This window comes from Mesorhizobium sp. M0968, assembly GCF_040319065.1.
GTDB lineage: Bacteria > Pseudomonadota > Alphaproteobacteria > Rhizobiales > Rhizobiaceae > Mesorhizobium.
Genome location: NZ_JAMYNL010000011.1, coordinates 79,910 through 99,154, shown reverse-complemented (window position 1 = coordinate 99,154; position 19,245 = coordinate 79,910). Strand labels below are relative to the sequence as shown.

Annotated in this window: 10 protein-coding genes; 7 read left to right on the top strand and 3 right to left on the bottom strand. The window is 61.3% G+C overall.

Annotation, left to right across the window (positions count from 1 at the left end; all coding sequences use genetic code 11):
* Positions 1 to 151: 151 nt before the first annotated feature.
* The 7 genes from NKH67_RS20110 (at position 152) to NKH67_RS20080 (ending at position 8,497) form a co-directional block, all read left to right on the top strand.
* The gene (locus tag NKH67_RS20110) at positions 152 to 607 is read left to right on the top strand and encodes a YybH family protein (protein ID WP_353031721.1); all 456 of its coding nucleotides are present in this window, start codon (positions 152 to 154) and stop codon (positions 605 to 607) included.
* A gap of 525 nt (positions 608 to 1,132) precedes the next feature.
* Complete coding sequence (locus tag NKH67_RS20105; protein ID WP_353031719.1) at positions 1,133 to 3,130, top strand: conjugal transfer protein TraG; 1,998 nt, start codon at positions 1,133 to 1,135, stop codon at positions 3,128 to 3,130.
* Positions 3,131 to 3,134: 4 nt separating this feature from the next.
* The gene (locus NKH67_RS20100; RefSeq protein WP_352502910.1) at positions 3,135 to 3,569 is read left to right on the top strand and encodes a CopG family transcriptional regulator; all 435 of its coding nucleotides are present in this window, start codon (positions 3,135 to 3,137) and stop codon (positions 3,567 to 3,569) included.
* Between the two features lie 297 nt (positions 3,570 to 3,866).
* Positions 3,867 to 4,865 (top strand): LacI family DNA-binding transcriptional regulator, encoded by a 999-nt coding sequence (locus NKH67_RS20095; protein WP_353031717.1) that lies wholly within the window; start codon positions 3,867 to 3,869, stop codon positions 4,863 to 4,865.
* Positions 4,862 to 6,379 carry a sugar ABC transporter ATP-binding protein gene (locus tag NKH67_RS20090; RefSeq protein WP_353031715.1) on the top strand — a complete coding sequence of 506 codons (1,518 nt, stop codon included), beginning with the start codon at positions 4,862 to 4,864 and terminating at the stop codon, positions 6,377 to 6,379. The genes NKH67_RS20095 and NKH67_RS20090 overlap by 4 nt, the downstream gene beginning before the upstream one ends.
* Positions 6,379 to 7,434: an ABC transporter permease gene (locus tag NKH67_RS20085; RefSeq protein WP_353031713.1), complete on the top strand. Its 1,056-nt coding sequence runs from the start codon at positions 6,379 to 6,381 to the stop codon at positions 7,432 to 7,434. Before NKH67_RS20090 ends, NKH67_RS20085 begins: the two co-directional genes overlap by 1 nt.
* A gap of 73 nt (positions 7,435 to 7,507) precedes the next feature.
* The gene (locus tag NKH67_RS20080; RefSeq protein ID WP_353031711.1) at positions 7,508 to 8,497 is read left to right on the top strand and encodes a substrate-binding domain-containing protein; all 990 of its coding nucleotides are present in this window, start codon (positions 7,508 to 7,510) and stop codon (positions 8,495 to 8,497) included.
* A gap of 721 nt (positions 8,498 to 9,218) precedes the next feature.
* Here the strand turns inward: NKH67_RS20080 and NKH67_RS20075 are convergent.
* From NKH67_RS20075 to NKH67_RS20065, 3 genes are read right to left on the bottom strand one after another with little or no spacing between them, the layout of a single operon-like run.
* Complete coding sequence (locus NKH67_RS20075; protein ID WP_352502906.1) at positions 9,219 to 9,869, bottom strand: hypothetical protein; 651 nt, start codon at positions 9,867 to 9,869, stop codon at positions 9,219 to 9,221.
* Positions 9,870 to 9,901: 32 nt separating this feature from the next.
* Positions 9,902 to 16,363 carry an RHS repeat-associated core domain-containing protein gene (locus tag NKH67_RS20070; RefSeq protein ID WP_353031709.1) on the bottom strand — a complete coding sequence of 2,154 codons (6,462 nt, stop codon included), beginning with the start codon at positions 16,361 to 16,363 and terminating at the stop codon, positions 9,902 to 9,904.
* A gap of 25 nt (positions 16,364 to 16,388) precedes the next feature.
* Positions 16,389 to 19,226: a leucine-rich repeat domain-containing protein gene (locus tag NKH67_RS20065; RefSeq protein ID WP_352470515.1), complete on the bottom strand. Its 2,838-nt coding sequence runs from the start codon at positions 19,224 to 19,226 to the stop codon at positions 16,389 to 16,391.
* Between the last annotated feature and the right edge of the window lie 19 nt (positions 19,227 to 19,245).

Genomic DNA, 19,245 nt, shown 5'->3' with positions numbered 1-19,245 from the left:
ACGCTGGTCATTCCGAGGGTCGCAGTTGCGGTTGCGCCGTCATATCAGATAAGTCTAATAAAATACGCGCCTGGCCATCGAACGCGCCGCGGCGCCCTTGGGTCGGCGCTATTCATCGGGTGGGCATGTCGGGCACGCAAGGGAGGACGAAATGAGACTGGTTCAGTCATTTGCATTTGCTGCTGTGCTGCTTCTTTCGTCTGCATTGTCTGCGGCCGCCCACTCGGCTCGTGAGGACATCGAAGCGGCGTTGGTAAAATTCATGGACGCCTTCAACAGCGGAAACGCAGCAGCGGTAGGTCAAATGTATACCGAAGATGCCGCCCTGCTGCCACCCGACGGCAAACGCGTCGATGACCGCAAGGGCGTGGAAGAATTCTGGCAGGGCGCAATCAAGGCCGGGATGAAGAATCTCACCCTGAAGGCGCTGGAAGTGGAAGAGAGCGGGAATCTCGCCTACGAAGTTGGCGCATTTACGCTCGGTGTGCCGAGCAAAGGCGGTGCCCCTTCCACCGTTGCGGGCAAGTACATTGTCGTTTGGAAAAAAGGGGACGACGGGACGTGGCGCCTGCATCGGGACATCTGGAACTTTGGTGCGGCCCACTAGATTCCGCGACCCGTGAGGCCGGCGCGCGCAACAGTTCCAACGAAAGTCCATGGCAATAGTTGATGTGACTGAATTGATTAACAAAATTGAACAGACTTGATGGGTCTGCTCATCGAGTCGGCTCTGGACCTATCGCGCTACCGATCAGGGAGGCGGTAAGATTCGAGCTCAGCAGAACGGCAATTCCGGCTGACCACCACTTGCCGGGACTAGAGCGTTCTCCGGCTCGGCGCGCCGCTGAGGGCTCTTGTTCATTTGGTCGTGGGCAATCCGCGGTTCTCCAAGAACCCGTCCATCTCGTCAAATGCCATCTGAGCCGAGACAACTGATTATCATTGGGCAAAGTAGCGGCTCAACGGCTCCAGAAGAAAGCAGCCCCCCGATGCTCGTTCAACATTCGAGCCCGCATCGGGCAAGTCTTTCCACGTCCGGGTACGCCATGCTGCTTCGACCGCCCCTTTCTTCTTGCGGATTTAGGAATTCGAGCTTTTCGGTTGTTCCGATCATCCATTTGGGAAACGATCGATGCCGGCAAGCAAGGTTTTATGGGGCCAGATACTCACCGCCTTTCTGATCGTCGTCGCGACGACATGGGGAGCAACACAGTGGACGGCAGGGCGGCTCGGCTTTCAAAGCCAACTCGGTCCGCCGTGGTTCGAATTGGCTGGACAGCCCGTTTATCCGCCGCCAGCCTTTTTCTGGTGGTGGTTTTTCTACGACGCCTACGCGCCGAAGGTCTTCCTGGAGGGCGCGGCGATTGCGGCGAGCGGAAGCCTCATGGCTATCGTCGCAGCGATCGGGATGTCGCTGTGGCGGGGGCGCGAGGCAAAGGACACCACGACTTACGGCTCGGCGCGCTGGGCGACGCGAGACGAAATCAAGGCCGCTGGGATGATCGGTCAGGATGGGGTGATCCTGGGTATGTTGGGCCGACACTATCTGCGCCACGACGGTCCGGAACACGTGCTATGTTTCGCACCGACCCGAAGCGGCAAAGGCGTCGGCCTGGTCGTGCCGTCACTACTGACCTGGCCGGGTTCGGCAATCGTCCACGACATCAAAGGCGAAAACTGGGAACTGACGGCCGGATGGCGGGCCCGTTTCGGCCAGGTGCTTCTGTTCGACCCGACCAATGCTGGATCAGCAGCCTACAATCCTCTGCTGGAGGTGCGACGGGGCGAGTGGGAAGTTCGAGATGTGCAGAACGTGGCGGATGTCCTGGTCGACCCAGAAGGCACATTGGAACGCCGCAACCACTGGGAGAAGACCAGCCATTCGTTGCTGGTCGGCGCAATACTGCACGCGCTCTATGCGGAGAAAGACAAGACCCTCGCAGGCGTGGCGAACTTCCTTTCCGATCCAGAGCGGCCAATCGAGGCAACGCTGCGCGCCATGATGCTGACGCGGCATTTGGGTGATGCAGGCCCGCATCCCGTCGTGGCGTCGGCTGCTCGGGAACTGCTTAACAAGTCCGAGAACGAGCGTTCCGGCGTGCTCTCGACGGCCATGAGTTTTCTGGGCCTCTACCGCGATCCAGTTGTGGCCAAGGTGACGTCATGCTGTGACTGGCGGATCGCAGACCTTGTCGAGGAGGCACGGCCGACGACGCTTTATCTGGTCGTGCCGCCATCGGACATCAGTCGCACAAAGCCGCTGATCCGACTCGTGCTTAACCAGATCGGCCGCAGGCTCGCCGAAGATCTTCACGCGAAGGATCACCGGCAGCGTCTTTTGATGCTGCTGGACGAGTTTCCCGCGCTTGGCAGGCTCGATTTCTTCGAAAGCGCGCTGGCCTTCATGGCCGGGTATGGCATCAAGTCGTTCCTGATTGCACAATCGCTCAATCAGATCGAGAAGGCCTACGGACCGAACAATTCCATCCTCGACAATTGTCATGTGCGGGTGAGCTTCGCCACGAATGACGAGAGGACGGCCAAGCGCGTCTCAGACTCTCTGGGGACCGCGACCGAGTTGCGCGCCATGAAGAACTATGCGGGGCACAGATTGTCGCCCTGGCTCGGGCATCTGATGGTGTCGCGGCAGGAAACGGCGCGTGCACTGATGACGCCGGGCGAGATCATGCAGCTGCCGCCGACCGAGGCGATCATTATGATCTCGGGCCAGTTCCCAGTCCGTGCGAAGAAGGCACGCTACTTTGCCGACCCGCGTCTTGCCGAGCGCGTCTTGCCGCCACCAAGGACCGGAGGGACAACGCAGAACGCTCGCCCTGACGACTGGACCGACACGACACTTCTTGCTGAGCCGGAAGGCAAATCTCGCAAGCTGAGGCTTGCCAGGGATCAGCAGGACGAGGATCCGGCCAATGGCGGCATTCGCCGCCAGCCCGAGCTTCCCGAACACGAAGACATCGCGCCGGAACGAACGGCACGCTGCGACGATGAGTTCGACCTCGACAGGGACGAGCCCGATGATGACGCCGTTCGTCGCCGCAGTGTCGATCAAGCCATGAGACGCGCAGCTCGTCAGGCCGCCCTTGACCCCAATGATGGCATTGAGCTTTGAGCGCATGAAGAACGCCAAGAAAAGACGTCTGTCTGCCTATCTCGACCCTGACATAATGAGGGCACTGGCGGATTACGCTGGGCGGCGCGAGGTCTCGCTGTCACTGGTCGCCGAGGCTGCGCTCGCGTCGTTCCTGTCGCCGGACGCCGAAGAACGAAAGCAAGCGGCGATCACTCGCCGCCTCGACCAGATCGATCGACGCGTGCAGCGGGTCGAGCGTGACGTCGGAATTGCTATTGAGACGTTAGCATTGTTCGTCCGGTTTTGGCTCAACTCGACTCCAGCCTTGCCGGAATCGGCGCAAGCGGAGGCGCGCGCCAAGGGCTTGCAGCGCTACGACAATTTCGTCGATGCGCTCGGTCGCCGGCTCAGCAAAGGACCAAGGCTCAGGCAGGAAATAGCCGACGATGTCCCGCCAGTGCCGCCAGCGAGCCGATAAGGTGCGTGACGCCAGATTGAAGCGTCTCTCGGGACCGTGATCTTTCCGACGGGTTGGTATCTGCTCGCGCACCGTTCCTAAACGTGCCCACAAAGTTCGGGTGGTGAGCGAGCGGACGTCGTATGTCTGCTTTGCTCCATTCCAGACAACATTAGTCTAATTAGATCAAAACGACTATCGAATCGATTGCGCAAACGTTTCGATGGCACTATGGTTATTGTATCCGCCAGGACAGAGCGGGTTTAAAGCGCAACATCAGGGAGGAGCGCTTGCGTGTAGCACTCCGTTTGAGCCGCAATGGCAACGATGGTTGAGGTAGCCCGTCGTGCCGGGGTGTCGGTCTCAACGGTGTCACATGTGATCAACCGCACGCGCTTTGTCTCGCCTGCGAAATCGAGAGCCATTAACGAAGCGATTGCTTTGCTTGGATATCAGCCCAATGGGCTGGCGCGTTCCCTCAAGGTCGCTTCAACCAACAGCGTCGGCTTGGCGATTTCGGCGATCTCGAACCCGTATTTCACTGACATCATCTGTGCCGTGGAAGCGGAATGCGCGCGTCTTGGCCTCATGGTTTTCCTTTCCGACACGCAGGACGATCCTGATCGGGAGCTTGCGGTCGTTCGCGCCTTCCATCAACGACGTGTTGACGGCGTTATTTTGGCGCCCTCGGGTGCCCCAGAGCGAGCCACCAATTACCTTGCCGAGAAAATGGTTCCCTGCGTTCTGATCGACCGGTTTGCCGACGAACGATTTGACCAGATCGGCGTTGAGAACCAATCTGCGATGCGCGCTCTTATCGATCACGTCGCATCCTTCGGCCATCAGCGGATTGGGTTCATTGCAGGGCAGCCGGGCCTTGCTACGACTCGCGAACGTATCGATGCGTTCAAGTCAGCTTTGATGGCTAACGGACTTGCCTACGTGTCGGAATATCTGCAGCCAGGGAACGTCGACACGGCGAGCGCTACGGCATCGACCCGCGCGATGTTGTCGTTGCCTTCGCCGCCTACGGCCTTGGTCACCGGCAACAATATGGCGACGATCGGAGCGGTCCGAGCGGTTCGCGAAAAAGCTCTCGAAATACCTCGGGATCTTTCACTTGTCGGCTTTGACGACTTCGAATGGGCCGATTGTTTTGAGCCGCAACTGACCCTTATTGCGCAGCCTTGCGCCGAAATCGGGCGGCAGGCCGCATCGCTGCTTAGCGCCCGAATTGCATCAACGGATACAGAGCCCCGCTCGGTGCGGCTTCAGGCGACGCTGCATGCCCGTCAATCCTGCGGGAGGCCGGCATGAGCGCGCCGCTTCTATCGGTGACAGGGGCCGTGAAACGCTTCGGCGGCGTTCAGGCACTACGCGGTGTCGATTTTGATCTCAAGCCAGGCGAGATCCACGCCCTGCTGGGCGAGAACGGCGCCGGCAAATCGACATTGATGAATCTGCTGTCGGGAGTTTACGCACCCGACGAAGGTACAATCCAGATTGACGGCAAGCCGGTGCGGTTCAACAACCCGCGCGAGGCGCAGACGGCCGGAATTGCGACCATTTTTCAGGAGCTTGATCTCGTTCCAACGCTCGATGTGGCGTCAAACCTCTTCCTTGGCCGCGAATTGATGCGCTCGGGCGGACTGCTCGATGTGGCGGGGATGCGCCGCGAAGCTCGCAAGCGTCTGCAAGCTATCGAACTGGCTATCGATCCCGCCGGGCTAGTCGGCGACCTCTCGATAGGGCAACGCCAGGTCGTTGCGATCGTCAAAGCGTTGTCCTATGCGACGCGGGTCCTGATCATGGACGAGCCGACGGCGGCCCTAACGGTGGGCGAGGTCGAGAGGCTGTTCGACATCATGCGCAAGCTCGCCGTCAGTGGCGTCGGCATCGTCTATATCTCCCACCGTCTGGAGGAAGTGCCGCAGATCGCGGACCGGGTGACGGTGATGCGGGACGGACGTGTAGCTGGCATCACCGATCCGCACACACCGCAGGCCGAACTGGTGCGGCTGCTCGTCGGGCGCCCACTGGACGAACTCTATCCCCAGCGCACCACGGCCGTCGGCCGGGCTCTGCTCAGCCTGCGCAATGCCAGCTTCCAGCTAGCGCGCGACAGCGCCGGCTGGCAGGCCCCGACAGGGCTTTCACTCGAGGTGCATGAAGGCGAGATCGTCGGGCTGGCTGGCATCATGGGGGCAGGGCGCACCGAGCTCCTGAGCGCGCTTTACGGCACCGGCCTTTCCGGCCAATGGGAGGGCGGCGTGGTCATTTCCGGCCGTCCGGTCAAGCTTGATTCGATCAGAGCCGCGCGCCTTGCCGGCATCGCCTTCGTCACGGACGACCGCCGTGGCAGTGGCCTAATGCTGAGGATGGCGGTTGGCCTCAACCTCGTCATGTCGGTGATCCGGCGAATATCGCCGGGCGGACTGATGTCACCGGGCCGCCAGGCCGAGGCGGTGAAACAATCGTTCGGCCAGTTCGACATTCGGCCGAAGAATCCCGACATCGCGGTCGGCGCGCTGTCCGGCGGCAACCAGCAGAAGGTGGTGCTGGCCAAGGAGATGCTTGGCAATCCCCGGCTCTTGCTGCTCGACGAGCCGACTCGCGGCGTCGATGTCGGCGCCAAGGGCGAGATCTATCAGCGGCTGCGGCAGTTGGCTGCACAAGGCCTGGGCATCCTAGTTGCCTCCAGCGAAATGCCGGAGCTGATTGGCCTGTGCGATCGCATCGTGGTGCTGCGCCAGGGGCGCAATGTAGCGGAATTCACCGGTGGCGTTGACGAGCACACCGTGATGGCAGCGGCAAATGGCAGGGAGGCGTGATGTCCGAACAGAAGATTTCGGTTGCCAGCGGTCCGGTGCTAGCCGCACCGGCCGCAAAGCATCGCGATCCACTCGCGCTGATCGTGCGCTTCCAAAGCTTGATCGGCCTGGTGCTGGTGGCGATCGGCGGCGTCATCTTCTCGCCCAGGCGCCATGGCGAGATACTATTCCTTGCGCCCGACAACATGGCCAACATCGTGCGCGCCGTGTCGGAGACCGGCATTATCGCCATCGGCATGACCTTCGTCATTATCACCGCCGGCATCGACCTTTCGGTGGGGGCAGTGCTTGGTCTCTCCAGCGTCGTCACCGCGACGATGATGATCTCCGGCGGCTTCGGGCTTATCCCGACCATTCTCGCGGTGCTGGTAATGGGCACCGTCTTCGGCGTGATCCAGGGCACCATTTCCAGCCGCTTTCGGCTTGAGCCGTTCATCGTCACGCTCGCCGGCCTGCAGGCGGCGCGGGGTCTCGCGCTGGTCGTTTCCGGCAACCAGTACATTAATATTTCCTATGGCGAGGGGCCCGGCCTGGCGCCACCTGTCTTCGCGGTACTGGGCGAGCGCCTGTTCAACAACACAGTGCCGGTGGCGACCATCGTCTTCATCGTCTTCGCCGCTATTGCTACCCTGGTACTGAATACCACGCGCTTCGGCCGCTATGTCTTTGCCGTCGGCGGCAACGAGCGAGCGGCGCGCATTTCGGGCGTTCCTGTCTCTATGGTCAAGATCTCGGTCTATGCCATTACCGGATTTGCCGCCGCCCTTGCCGGCATCGTGCATGCGGGTCAGTTCAACTTCGGCAGCGCCAATGACGGTATGGGCTATGAGCTCACGGCCATCGCGGCCGTGGTCATCGGCGGCACCAGCCTGTTCGGCGGCGCCGGCTCGATGGTCGGCACCGTTGCCGGCACCATCATGCTCGGCGCGCTCGCCAACATCCTTCAGCTCAACAACATTACCCCCGCCATGCAGCTGCTCGCGACCGCCGCGATCATCGTTGTGGCGGCAGTGCTTCAATCCCTCGTTCGCCGCCGCGAGGGTTTGGGACGATAGGAGGCCGGCGGCAGCATTTGGAAGACCATGAAACCAAGGTCTGGCCATAGGCCCGACGAGGAGGAGAGCAAGCATGACAACGATGGAAAAAGGATCGAGGCGCGCCCTGCAGGTCGCCTTTCTGGCAGGCTCTTGCCTGTGCATGGCGGGTGCTGCCCAAGCGGCCGACCCGATGGTCAAGGCCTGCGCCAAGGACGGCCAGTTCATCATCGGCTTTTCGCAGGCGAACAATGCCGAGCCCTACCGCCAGCATGTCAATGACGAGCTGACCGCGGCGGTCAAGGATGTGCCGCAGTTCACGCTGCAGATCGCCGACGGCGCCGGCAACGTCAACACGCAGACCTCGCAGGTGGACAACTTCATAACCCAGAAAGTTGATCTGCTGTTGATCTCGCCCTTCGAGGCAGCACCCATAACCCCGGCGGTGAAGCGCGCGATGGATGCCGGCATTCCCGTCATCGAACTAGACCGCAAAACGGTAGGCGACCCCGGCAAGGACTACACCGCCTTCATCGGCGGCGACAATTACAAGATCGCGCTCGAAGCGGGCAAATACACCGCAAAGACCCTGCTCCCGGAAGGCGGCGAGGCGGCGGTGCTTGAAGGGCTGCCGAGTTCGACGCCAGCGGTGGAGCGGCTCAACGGCTTCAAGGACGGTGTGAAGGAGAATGCCAAAATCCAAGTGGTGGCCGAGCAGGCCGCCGACTGGGTGCCCGACAAAGCTCAGACCGCCTTTTCCGCCATGCTGCAAGCGCACCCGGACATCAAGGTGCTCTATGCCTCGAACGACATGATGGCGGCGGGTGCGCTGCTCGCAGCCAAGGGCGCGGGCAAGCAGGTCAAGATCATCGGCACTGATGGCCTGCCGGGTCCGGCCGGCGGCATCGAGGCCGTGGCCAAGGGCGACTGGGCGGCAACCTTCACCTACCCGACCGGCGCCAAGGAAGCGATCGAGATGTCGAAAAAGATCCTGCTTGAGTGTGCTTCGTCGGTGGAGCCGACGGTTACGGTGGACACGACCGCGATCACGCCGGAAAATGCCAAGCAGATGATGGGAAACTGAGGGCAGGGCCGACAGCAGAGGTGATACGACAAGGCCCGGGAGTGGGCCTTGTTGTTTTTGTGAGCGAGCCGGCGTGGTCGTCGTCGGTCAAAACTCCGGCTAGATCCCGGCGGTCGAAGGACGGCAAGCAGTTGAGCGCGTAGACGGCTTCAGCCCGTCTCGCCGCGATTTCAGCTGGATCTTGCAAGCAGCCTTGTCACGGGCTCGTTTCCATTTGGTTGGCGCCAGGCACTCGCGGAAAGCGCGAAAAGCGCCTCTATTCCGGGTTAAACCCGTGACGCCGATGACCGCCACCGTCACCGCCGCCGCCCTCTCGAGAAAAACTTCGGCGCTTATGAAGATACCTCCGTCCGCAATCCGGTCGTCATCGCACGCACCGTGCTGCTGGCCTACGAGGTTTTTGTCCGGCTGTTGAAGCGCGATAGGCGGGTCGAGTTGATAGCGGAGCTCAACAAGGACGATATCGCTGCGGTCGAAGTCTCCGCATGGAGCCCAGTCTCGACCATCTCACGACGAGCTCTCTGAGCCAAAACCAAAGTCCAAGGTCGCACAGGTCTTCCGATATTCCTATCTCTGGCATTGGCACACCGGGAGGGCGCGGAGAAGGCGACAAGGACCGGCCCCGCCTGGTGCTGGCGCTGGTCGGCCCCACAAAGCACGTGGACAATACAAGTCTAGCGTTTCGTCGGCGCCAGGTGTTGCTTGCTACCTCGCGGCTGGCCTACCGCAGGTCCAGCTGCAACAGCCCGCTATAATCCTCCGTCGCCAGGAAGAAGCCCTCGTCGATCGCCTTGGCTCTGAAAGCGGGATCGTCGCCGAGGTTGCGAAATTCCGGCTTCAATGTGCCTGATGCATCGAAGTAGCGATCTCGAAAGGTCGCCCGGTCAAGCCCGGCATAGTCTTTACCCTGACCTGCGACCGTGCAGGATTTCAGTTCGGTTTGGTCGGCAGCGTCCGCCGGGAAACTCTTCCTTGCGAAATCCATGGGACCGATGCCTGGAGCAATGCTGCGGGGGAATTGCGTGACGCACCGCTTCGTCGCGTCACCCGCAGCGATCGTCAGATCGAAATAGGGAGGCCTCAGCCCCTTGGTCGCGAGGTAGGCAAAGGCACGAATGCGATTGGCTGCCTTCAACGTATCAAGGTCGGTCGTCTCCAGAATGCCGCCATCGATGGTGAGCTTTCCCGACCCGCCAAGTGCGGCAATTTGCTTCTGCAGCCAGTCTGCGTCACGATCGATCCAGGTCAGGAAATCGAGTGGCATCGCTTGCGGCTCCTTCATCTGCGGGTTCATGGATTGAGCGAGGGCCGCCGCAGTGATGAGCATCGCCAGCCCGGCCAGCGCTGCCGTAGAGAGAGGGAAGTTACGCATGTCATGCCTCCGTCCTTCTGCGTTGCCGCGAATCAGTTGTAGTGGTTGCGCGGCTTGATACCGAGCATGTCGCGCAATTGGTTCTCCGTTATGTCGTCAGGCCGCGGCGTTCCGCCGACACCGACGGTCCGCGCTTCCTCGTCCATGGAGGTATGTGGCTTTCCATCAAGCCCGTTGTAGGTGGCTGGACCCATGCCGGAAATCTGTCCCGCCTGGATGTGGGAGGCGTGGATCTGCTCATGGGCGAGCACGATGCCAGGATCGGCCGGGTTTGTCGCGACCGTGCCGGTCGATTTGTCGAACTCGCTCGACGTGCGGATACGGGCTGCCGCCGGATCGTAAGAGATGACCGCCCCTCCCGGTGTCGTCGTCGGATCCTTCGTATGATCGGCGAGATCGGTTCCGGTGCGGCCGGCCACGTTCTGGATCGTCACCGTTTCTGGGCTGTCGACAATCCTCTTGGTGAGTTCGCGCCCTGTATCCATCCCGGTACCGGGTACGAAGAAGTCCTTGACGTCGAGCCAGGCCCCGTGGAGCCAGCTTTGCGAAACTTCGCCGGTCTTGCTGTCGACTCGGGCAGTCGGGTCTGTGCGTTGGATATCCTCCTCAACTTGCCGCCGATAGGCGGCATCGCCGGCCACGATCTCCTTGAGACCTGTCGGGTCGATATAGGCCATCGGATTATTGTTGGCATAGGCGAAGAGATTGCATGATGTGGGGTTGCCGGTGCAGCGCTCAGGATCGCCGACATACAGCGGGTCGGGTGACACGAAGCGGCCAAGGGCCGGATCGTAGTAGCGGGCACCGAAGTAGTAGAGCCCGGTATCGTCGTCGAGATATTTGCCGGTGAACCGATGGTGGGTTTTTTCGCGCGGCAACTCGCCCGAAATGTCTGTCAAGTGATCGGCCCAGGCAGGAGCCAGTACTTCTGGCTTGTGCTCGGTTCCGTATGCCCGATAGAGCATTTGCTCGACCGGGGCGCCGCCCGAGGCGATCACATAGTCGCTGCTCTCGATATGATCCTTGAGGTAATAGAACCATTTACCGGTGCCGTGCTCGAGCCGCACCAACTTGGTCGAGGCAATGTTGACATAGCTCTCTTCGCCCTTTGGGCCGACCTCGAATGTCTCCACTGGATAGAGATAAAGCTGGTCTGGCTTCGATCCGTCCGGAGCGACAATCTTCTTGTATAGGCGTCGACCGGTCTGGTCGTAGCCGTAGAAGACGTCGTTGGTCGCGGTTTGCGCTCGGATGAGCCGGCCGTTGATGTCAAAGACAGTGCCGGTAAGGTTCGGCGACGTCGCCAGCTGGCCGAAGCCATCGAAACCATATGGCTTGGACGCGCTGCCGGTCGGAATGAGGCCGGTCGCGCTGGCTGCCGCCGGGACAATCCGTGCTCCGGGATCGAGCTCGTCATTGCGGGCGAAGGTGCCGGCAGGCGAATAGCCGAATTCGGCATGTTTGCCATAGCGATCGATACTCACGAGCTCGTTCTTGAAGTCATAGTGAAAGGTGCCGGAACGGTCGACATGGGTCGCGTCGCCGGCGCCACTGCCCAGCGCATCGACGATCTGTGTGATGGAGCCGTTCGAGTTGAAAGCCATGGTCAAGTCCTGCAGCGGAACGCCTCCCGCTTGCGAGACGATATGCGTCAGGAACAGCGTCGTCGGATCGTAGGTCATCTGCGTGAAGGCGCCGAGCCGGTAGTTGACGCGCTCGACCCGTCCTTCCGGATTGTACGTGATGTTCTCGATCACTTTCTGCGGGCCGGCGAAGTCCGGATGGGATACCGTCACGGAGCGGAGATTCTTGTCCGGTCCAAGCGCGAATTTCGACGTCAGGCCGCGTGGGCCGATCGATGAATCGATCCGGCCATCAAGCGTGTGATGGAAGCGATCGGCATACTTTGCGTGGTTGATCTCCACCTCGTTGGCGGTCATGCGGCCGTTCGCGTTGTAGGCGTAGCGTTCGGCCGCATCGAACAGGCCGTTGGGATCGTGGATGATGACCTCGGTTATTTTATCGAGCGGCAACGCGATCGGCACTTCGAACCCGGCCGCAGAGGCTATCTCGACGCCCCGGTCGTAGCGGTATTCGAGATGGAGGACACCGTCGTCAACCTCTGTGAGCTTGCGGTTAAGGAAGTCGTAGGTGGACGTCTGCACGGAAGCTTCGCCGTTCACGCCGACGCGCGCGATCGCTGATTGCCGCCCGCGCGCGTCGTAGAAGGCGTACCGGTCGCCCATTCCGGGGATCGACTGGAATTCGATGTCGCCGACCGAATTGTAGATCAACCGTCGAGGCGCAGTTTCGCCCGGCAGCCAAATCTCGCTCAAATAGCCGAAGGAATCGCGCACGAAGCGGGAAATTTGCATCACGCCGTCGCCATTGGCGGCGATGAAGCCGGTCACCCCGTTCTCGTTGCTGAGCGAATATTCCTCGCTCCGCACCGTACCGTCGAACTGATCGGCATAGGTCGTTATTGTGTGCGTGCCCCAAGGCCCGAAGGTCATCTCGGAAACCTTGCCCGACGGGTAAGACTCACGCACCATGCGGCCCGTTGCGTCGTAGGTATATGTGTTGCCGATTTCGTGATCCGGACGCGGAACGTCGCCCAGCTCGAAGACCTTCTGCAGGTTCAGATCGTCGATACCGCCGAAGCTCCTGACGACGAATGGGGTCCAGCGGAAGACCAGTTTCTCGTTGCGATTGTAGAGCGCGAAGTTGCGGACCCGCACGCCCCCCTCGGCAACGCTTTCCAGGTCGGCGATCTGGTTGCCGCGGGCGTTGTAGGCGGCGAGCTCGGCAATGAATTCGCTCTCGCTTTCCGGAGTTTGGGCAGCGCTTGCGTAACGGCGCTTCGATGTCAAGATCAGTGAGGGCAGGCCGCTCTCGCCGATCTTGTAGCTGTAGAATTTCTCCGCACCGTCGGCTGCCACCTCATGGATCCTACGGCCGAGCGCGTCATAGTCGTTGGTGACGACCATGCCGAGGGGAGTCGTCATCGTTCGCACAGCTCCGGCCCGTGGCCCGTCGTAGGTCATTGACGTGATCTGGTTGAGCTCAGGCGCACCACCCGCCATCTTGGTGTGGCTCATCGGCAAGGTGCCGGTCTCTTCGTAGAGAACGGCCTCTGTCTGCCCAAGGTCGTCCGACAGCGCGGTGGTGTTGCCGAAGACGTCATAGCCCATTCTCTTGGTGAGGGTGCGGGTGGCGTTGCGGAACTGCTCGAGCGACGCCGGCAAGTTGCTGAGGCCGGAAAAGACTTCGAGTGTCCGGGTGCCCATGCGACCGCCCGCGTCGGCTAGATAGGTGAAGCTTTCACGGCTGAGCAGTCGCGTTCCGGTTAGGATACGGCGCTCGGATGCGGCGTTGACAATGCTGAGCGCGGCGAGATCGGCACGCGACTGCGCATACCCGGTCTGGGTGGTGCGGCTAAAGCCCTGAATGGTCAAATCCGCGGGTCCCGGGATATCGCGAACCTGCACAGTTTCCGAGGCGGGCATATTGAATTCGTCGAAATCGGCATACGTCTGGACCTTCACCGGGTCCTTACATTCGGGATCGGCCGGGTCCTGCTGTTCGGCGTCGCCGGCGGAACCGGTCAGCGTCTCCTTGACCTTTCTGAGATAGGACGAGCCGTCGCCACGCGAAAACGTCTCCCACACCGACGACTCGCACTTCAACATCATCCCGGTCGTCGGCAGCTTCTGGGTGCGCGTGGCGGTCGACAGCGAGTGCAGCGCCGCCGCCGACGGATCGAGCGTCTCGGTCGTCTCCGCGCTCGCGACGAGCGTCGCCTCGGGCTTCACTTCATAGGTCTTGCGGATCTTCAGTTTGCCGGCGAGGTTCAGGTCAGCCGCCGTTTCCGCGAAGGTGTAATACTGTTCGCGATCGAGGCTTGAGCGCTGCGTGACCCGCTGGCCGGCCGCGTTCTCGTCGCCGTACGCGATCCTCTCGACGTCCGAGAAGCCGATAAAACGGCGATTGATCACATCGTAAAATGGATTGTGGTAGAAATATTCGTCCGTCTGCACTTGGGCGCGAACCTGGCCGGGTATGCCCTGCGACGTGACGAGTTGCTTGGCAACGACAACGGGAAAATGCAGGTTGCGCGTCGGCTGGCCGTTGGCGCGGTCGCGCAGCATCTCGTCGATCGAAGTCGCATAGCGAATGTCGTGCCGGCGGCCGGAATCGAAGTCGACGACCGTGAGCAGGTTGGCCTTGACCAACTGCACCGTGTCGGTGCGGTTGAAGTCAATCACGACGACGGGCTTCACCTCGTCGCCGGACGGCTTCTGGAACACGATGATTTCGCTCTGGCCGTCGCCGTCGATGTCTGCGACGCGCGAAGCGAAGGTCTGCGTCGACGCGCCCAGTTGAACCCGCAGATTGAGCGCGATGCTGAGCGGATCCTTCAGGTAGGTCCCGTCGCCGAAGCCGAGCCAGACGCGCATCTGGTCAGTGCGCTCGCCCATCGACGCGAAATCGATGATGCCGTCGCCGTTGGCGTCGATGTACCACATTGTGGCGAGGTTATCGCCGGGCTGCATGCCGCCTATCTTCGAGAAGCTGCCGTGACCGCAGACCGGATCGTTAATCGCGGCGTCGCCAAACAGCAGCGCATTCGGGTCCTTCGAGAACATGTTGCCCTGGTTCTCATAGAGGCAGAAGCCCTGGTCAGCCGGGCGGATGACGACGAGATCGGGCAGCCGGTCGCCATTGATGTCGACCATCCGCACATTGTTGCGGCCGAGTATCTGGCCGTCCTGACTGTTGAATGGGAACGCTTTGGTAAGCGCTCCGAAATTGACGTTGTAACCCCCATCGGCCTGCCGCCGGGTGAGATTGAGAAATATCCGCCATTCCGTGCGGCCATCAGCATTGAGGCGCGTCGTGACGATGTCGGACAGGCTGTCCATATTAACGTCGGCGAAGCGGCCGTTGCCGCCCGCGAATGTCGTTGGCGAGACGCCGGGCAGCGGGATCGAGCGGCCGAGATAAGGGAAGGTCCCGTCGGCTTTGCCGTCATAGACGTGCATCAGCCCGTCTTCGATTTCGACGATATCGACGAAGCTGTCGCCCAGGATGTCGGCAAAAGCGAAGCGATTGTCGGTGAGCCGGGGGGCGATCTGGCGCATTAGTCCAGCCTCGGTCGGACGCGACAGCACGAGTTGGCTGGTGTCGCCGAAGGCGCTGTTCAGGTCGCCGCTTCCGAGATGCACGCTCGCGCCGTCATCCTTGGTCTGCACGATGTCGACCAGTGCATCCATGTTGAGGTCGGCCAATTCGAAATTCTGCGGCGGGATGTCGCCGGCGAACGCCATTTTCGGCGCTTCGAACACGACGGGGCGCGACGCCAGTTCGGCGCTTGTCCACGACGAATAGCCGAAATGGATGTCCGGGAACTTCAGCGTCGATTGCGCCAGCGCCTCGCCGCCGGTGTCACCATACCGGTAGAGCACGCGCAGCTGGTCGAGCACATTGACCGACTGCGCGTCGATGAGCGGCGTGAGGTCGGCCTGAGCCTTCGCCAGGCAGTCCGGATGCGCCCGGACGACGAACTTTGACGTGTCACTGGTATCACGGCCGACATATCCCATGCACCATTGGGCGTAGACGGTGTCTTTGAACTTGGCCGTCACCTTGCCGTAGAGCCGGGCGTTCTCCTGTTTGCTGCCATTGGTGTGGCTTACGAGCGTCGATTGCGTCTCGATCAGCTCGAACTGATAGCTGCTCTGACCGCCGGCGAAGCTGGCCTTTGTCAGGTAGCTGCGTCCACCGAAACGCTGGTACTCGTAGCGGATGGCTTCGCGGTTGGCATTGAGCTGCAGCACCAGCGGCCATTTCGTGACATAGGGCGCGGCTACATCGAAATTGCCCTCCGCCACGGAGGAATCGCCGCTGAAGATCAGCCGTGTTCCGTTGGCGTTGATCACCTCGAAACCAGAGGAGATGGTGTCGGTGTGTAGGCCGCCCGTCAGGTCGAGCGAAAGGACGTCGAACGCGCCAGTGTGGTAGAGGATCTTGACGAAATCCTCGGCATATTCGGGCTTGTACTCCCAGACGCCGTTCTGGTTGCCGAGGAAGATGAGCCGCGCGCCCATATACGACAGGCGGGAGAAGAAATCGCCGCCTGGCTTGGTGCCGGGCACGGCCGTGCCGAGATCGTCATTGACGGCGATCGCCTGGGTATTGAACTGCCAGCCGATACCGAGCCCGTTGCCGGTATCGCCCGCGAACTGGCTGTAGGTGAGGCTCAGTTGCGGCCCGAACTGGCCGCGCGTCGGCAGGGTGGGTAGCGGCACGGTGAAGTTCGCCGATCCCGTATTGTTGTTCAGCGTGAAGCTGCCTTCCTCCTGCGTGACAGTGCCGCCCGCAGCGGGCAACTGCACAATCGACGTCGCAGATTTGTCTTCGGCGCGGGCCGGTGAGCCGAGTACTGCGGCGCCAGCGGCCAGGGCTGCGAGGGCGGTAAGGGTCTTTATGAACATGGGACTACCTCTCCGGATGCAGGCACTACTGATGAATTTGCGGACCCACGATGATGAGCTGTAAGCAGTTCGGGCGCGGACAGATGACCGAGGGCTGGACGGCGATCGCGTCGTGCAAGTGAATGTTTCCATCGAAGATGCGCCACGGCTCGCGGTTGCAGGCTTCGGCGACTTGAGGGAGGAGCGGCTGCGGGAAGGAGCAGACCGGATTGTTGCCCAGATAGGTCTTTCCGATCACCGGATGGACGCTAGCGAAGTTCTCGATCCGATTGCCTCTCAGATCGACGACTGACAGCGCCGGAAGCGAGCCAAGGGGCAGCGCATCGAAGACCCGGTTGTTGCGCAGATCGATATCCGACAACGCCGGCATGTTCGATAGATTGCCGACATTGGTGATCTGGTTGTCGTTCAGGTAGATGTATTTGAGCCCGCTCGATCCGAAGCGCGGGATCGCGGATAGCCGGTTGGTGGCGAGGTTCAGTTTCTGAAGTCCTGTCAGCGAAGCGATCGGCGACGCGTCGGTGATCACATTGTCGAAGAGGTTAAGTTCGCCCAGCGCCCGGAAATGGACCACGGGGTTGACGGCGATGATCGACTTCTTGTTCAGAGTCAGGCTGGTCAGTGACTGCGCCCAGTTCTGCGCTGCACTGCAATCTGCGCTGTCGACGTGGTCGGCCTGCATGCGGCTGTCGAGCGCCGCCATGAAGCCGCGGGCGTCGCCGAGCGCAATAGAATCGAACCGGTAGACGATGCAGTATTCAGCGAAGCTGGCGTATTGCAGTGGCAGATTGCGCATGCCGGCATCCTCGAGCAGCGGCAGGTCTGCCAACGGCGTCACGGATTGTACGTGTGTGTTCGAGAAATAGAGCTTTGTCAGCTTGTTGAGCATTCCGATGCCGATCAGGTTCGACAGGGGATTGCCGTCGATGTTCAGTTGTTCGAGGCGGCGCAGCTGGAGGATGCCCTGGATCGAGGGGATCTGGTTGTTGCGGATCCAAAGCTTCGTCAGCCCCGGTACCGCCGACAGCGCCGAGACGTCGGACAACTGGTTGTCGGACAGGTCGATGGAGGTCAGATTTCCCATCACCGGGAAGAGCGAGACGCTGGTCAACCCGCGGTTCTTCGCATCGGCGAACTGGCGCGAACTGAGATCGTCATAGGCTCTGCCGCAAACAGTCTTGCCCGAGATCGATAGCAGCGCGTTCACTTCCGCGGTTTGCGCGGGCGTTAGAAAGTCGGTCTGGTTCCGCATCAGGCATGCCGACAGGAAGTCGCTCGCCTGCACGGGATTGTCGGAAAGATCGAGACTGATCAGGCCCGACAGCGCTGCCAGCGGTCTGACATTGGCGATCGAATTCTTCGACAGGTTGAGTGTGCCGAGATTGGTCAGGCCGGCAAGCGGCGAGACGTCCGTGATGGCATTGTTGGACAGGTTGAGCGAGGTGAGTTGCGGTAAGGTGGCGAGCGGACGCAGATCGCTGACGATCTTCGACGACAAATCGAGTGCGGTGGTCGCCAGCAGCTTGTTGCCGACCACCAAGCACGTCCCGCCACCCTCCAGTTCGACCATGGCTCGTATGGTTTGCCCAAGCGGGGTCGCCGCGTCGCGGTGCAGCACGCACAGGTCAACGAAGCTCTGCCCGCCATTCGCCACGATTGGATTGCCGCTGAGATTGATGGCCAGCGTCGAGGGGAAGCTGCCGAGATTGGCGAAGGTTTCGATCTTGTTGTTGGCGAGGTTGAGACTGGTCAGGCCGCCGAGCGCGCTGAGCGGATCGAGCATGTCGCCCGTGAGGCCATTGTTGGCGATGGACAGGATCGAGAGCGCCTGCAGGAATTGCAGCGGCTCAAGGCTGGCGATCTTGTTGTCGTCGAGTGTGAGGTTCGTCAGCAACGCCAGCGCCGACAGCGCGCGGATGTCGGTGATGTCGTTGTCGGAGACGTCGGCCCGCGTCAGCGCGATCAGTGGCGCCAGGGCGTTGATGTTGCTGACGTGATTGCCGGAAATATCAAGAAAGGTCAGTGTCTTGAGCTTGGCCAGCGGCCCGAGTTCGGCGATCGAGTTGTTGCCGGCGATCGACAGGCTGGTGAGGTTCGTCAGCACCGCAATCGGCTCGAGTGATTGCACGCCCTTGCCGCTCAGGTTCAGCGTCGTGATCGATTCCAGGAAGGTCTGTGCGGTGGCGCAGGCGGCCGGGTTGCCGAGCGCGGAGACTCCGCCGGGCGTTGAATCGAGCACCGCCATCACGCTCGCCGTTTCAGCCGGCGTGCGGTCGCCCTTGATGCACCATTTCGCGAAGGTGGTCGGCTTGTTGACCAGCGGCGCGCCCGAGAGGCACGTGATGGTGTGGATCTTGCCGGCGAAGAACGGCGTGGGGTCGGCGTTCAGCGCCTGGTCGAGATTGAGCTTCAACTCGGTGACCAGCGGTGCGCAGGATGGAATGTAGAGCCGGTCGGAAAATGTCGTCGCGCCGAAGTCTGAGGGAAATTGCAAGTAGTAGATGAGGCCGCTGCCATTATCGTACGCGAACACCTTTATTGGGTATGTCTCGCCCGAGGGGCACAGCAGCGGATTGGCGGCCGGATCCGCGGCGACGATCGCGCTGTCGACGGCGGTCAACACCTCCGAGGGAACCGTCGCGAAGCCAAGTCCGCGGATCACTGCTTCCTCGTCCGCCTGGTCCTTGCAGCGGATGCGGTAGCCGCGCCCGTCGGAGATAAGCAACGGATAATGCAGCCGGTTCGCCTCCAGCGCCGGATCCTCGAACAGCACAACCTTCGGCTCGTCCGCGCGGGCCGGGCCGGCGGCGGCGGCCACGAGCATGACCAGAACAAGGAGCAGCGATTGGCCGATGCGGTTCATCTGGTTTCTCCTTTCGAGG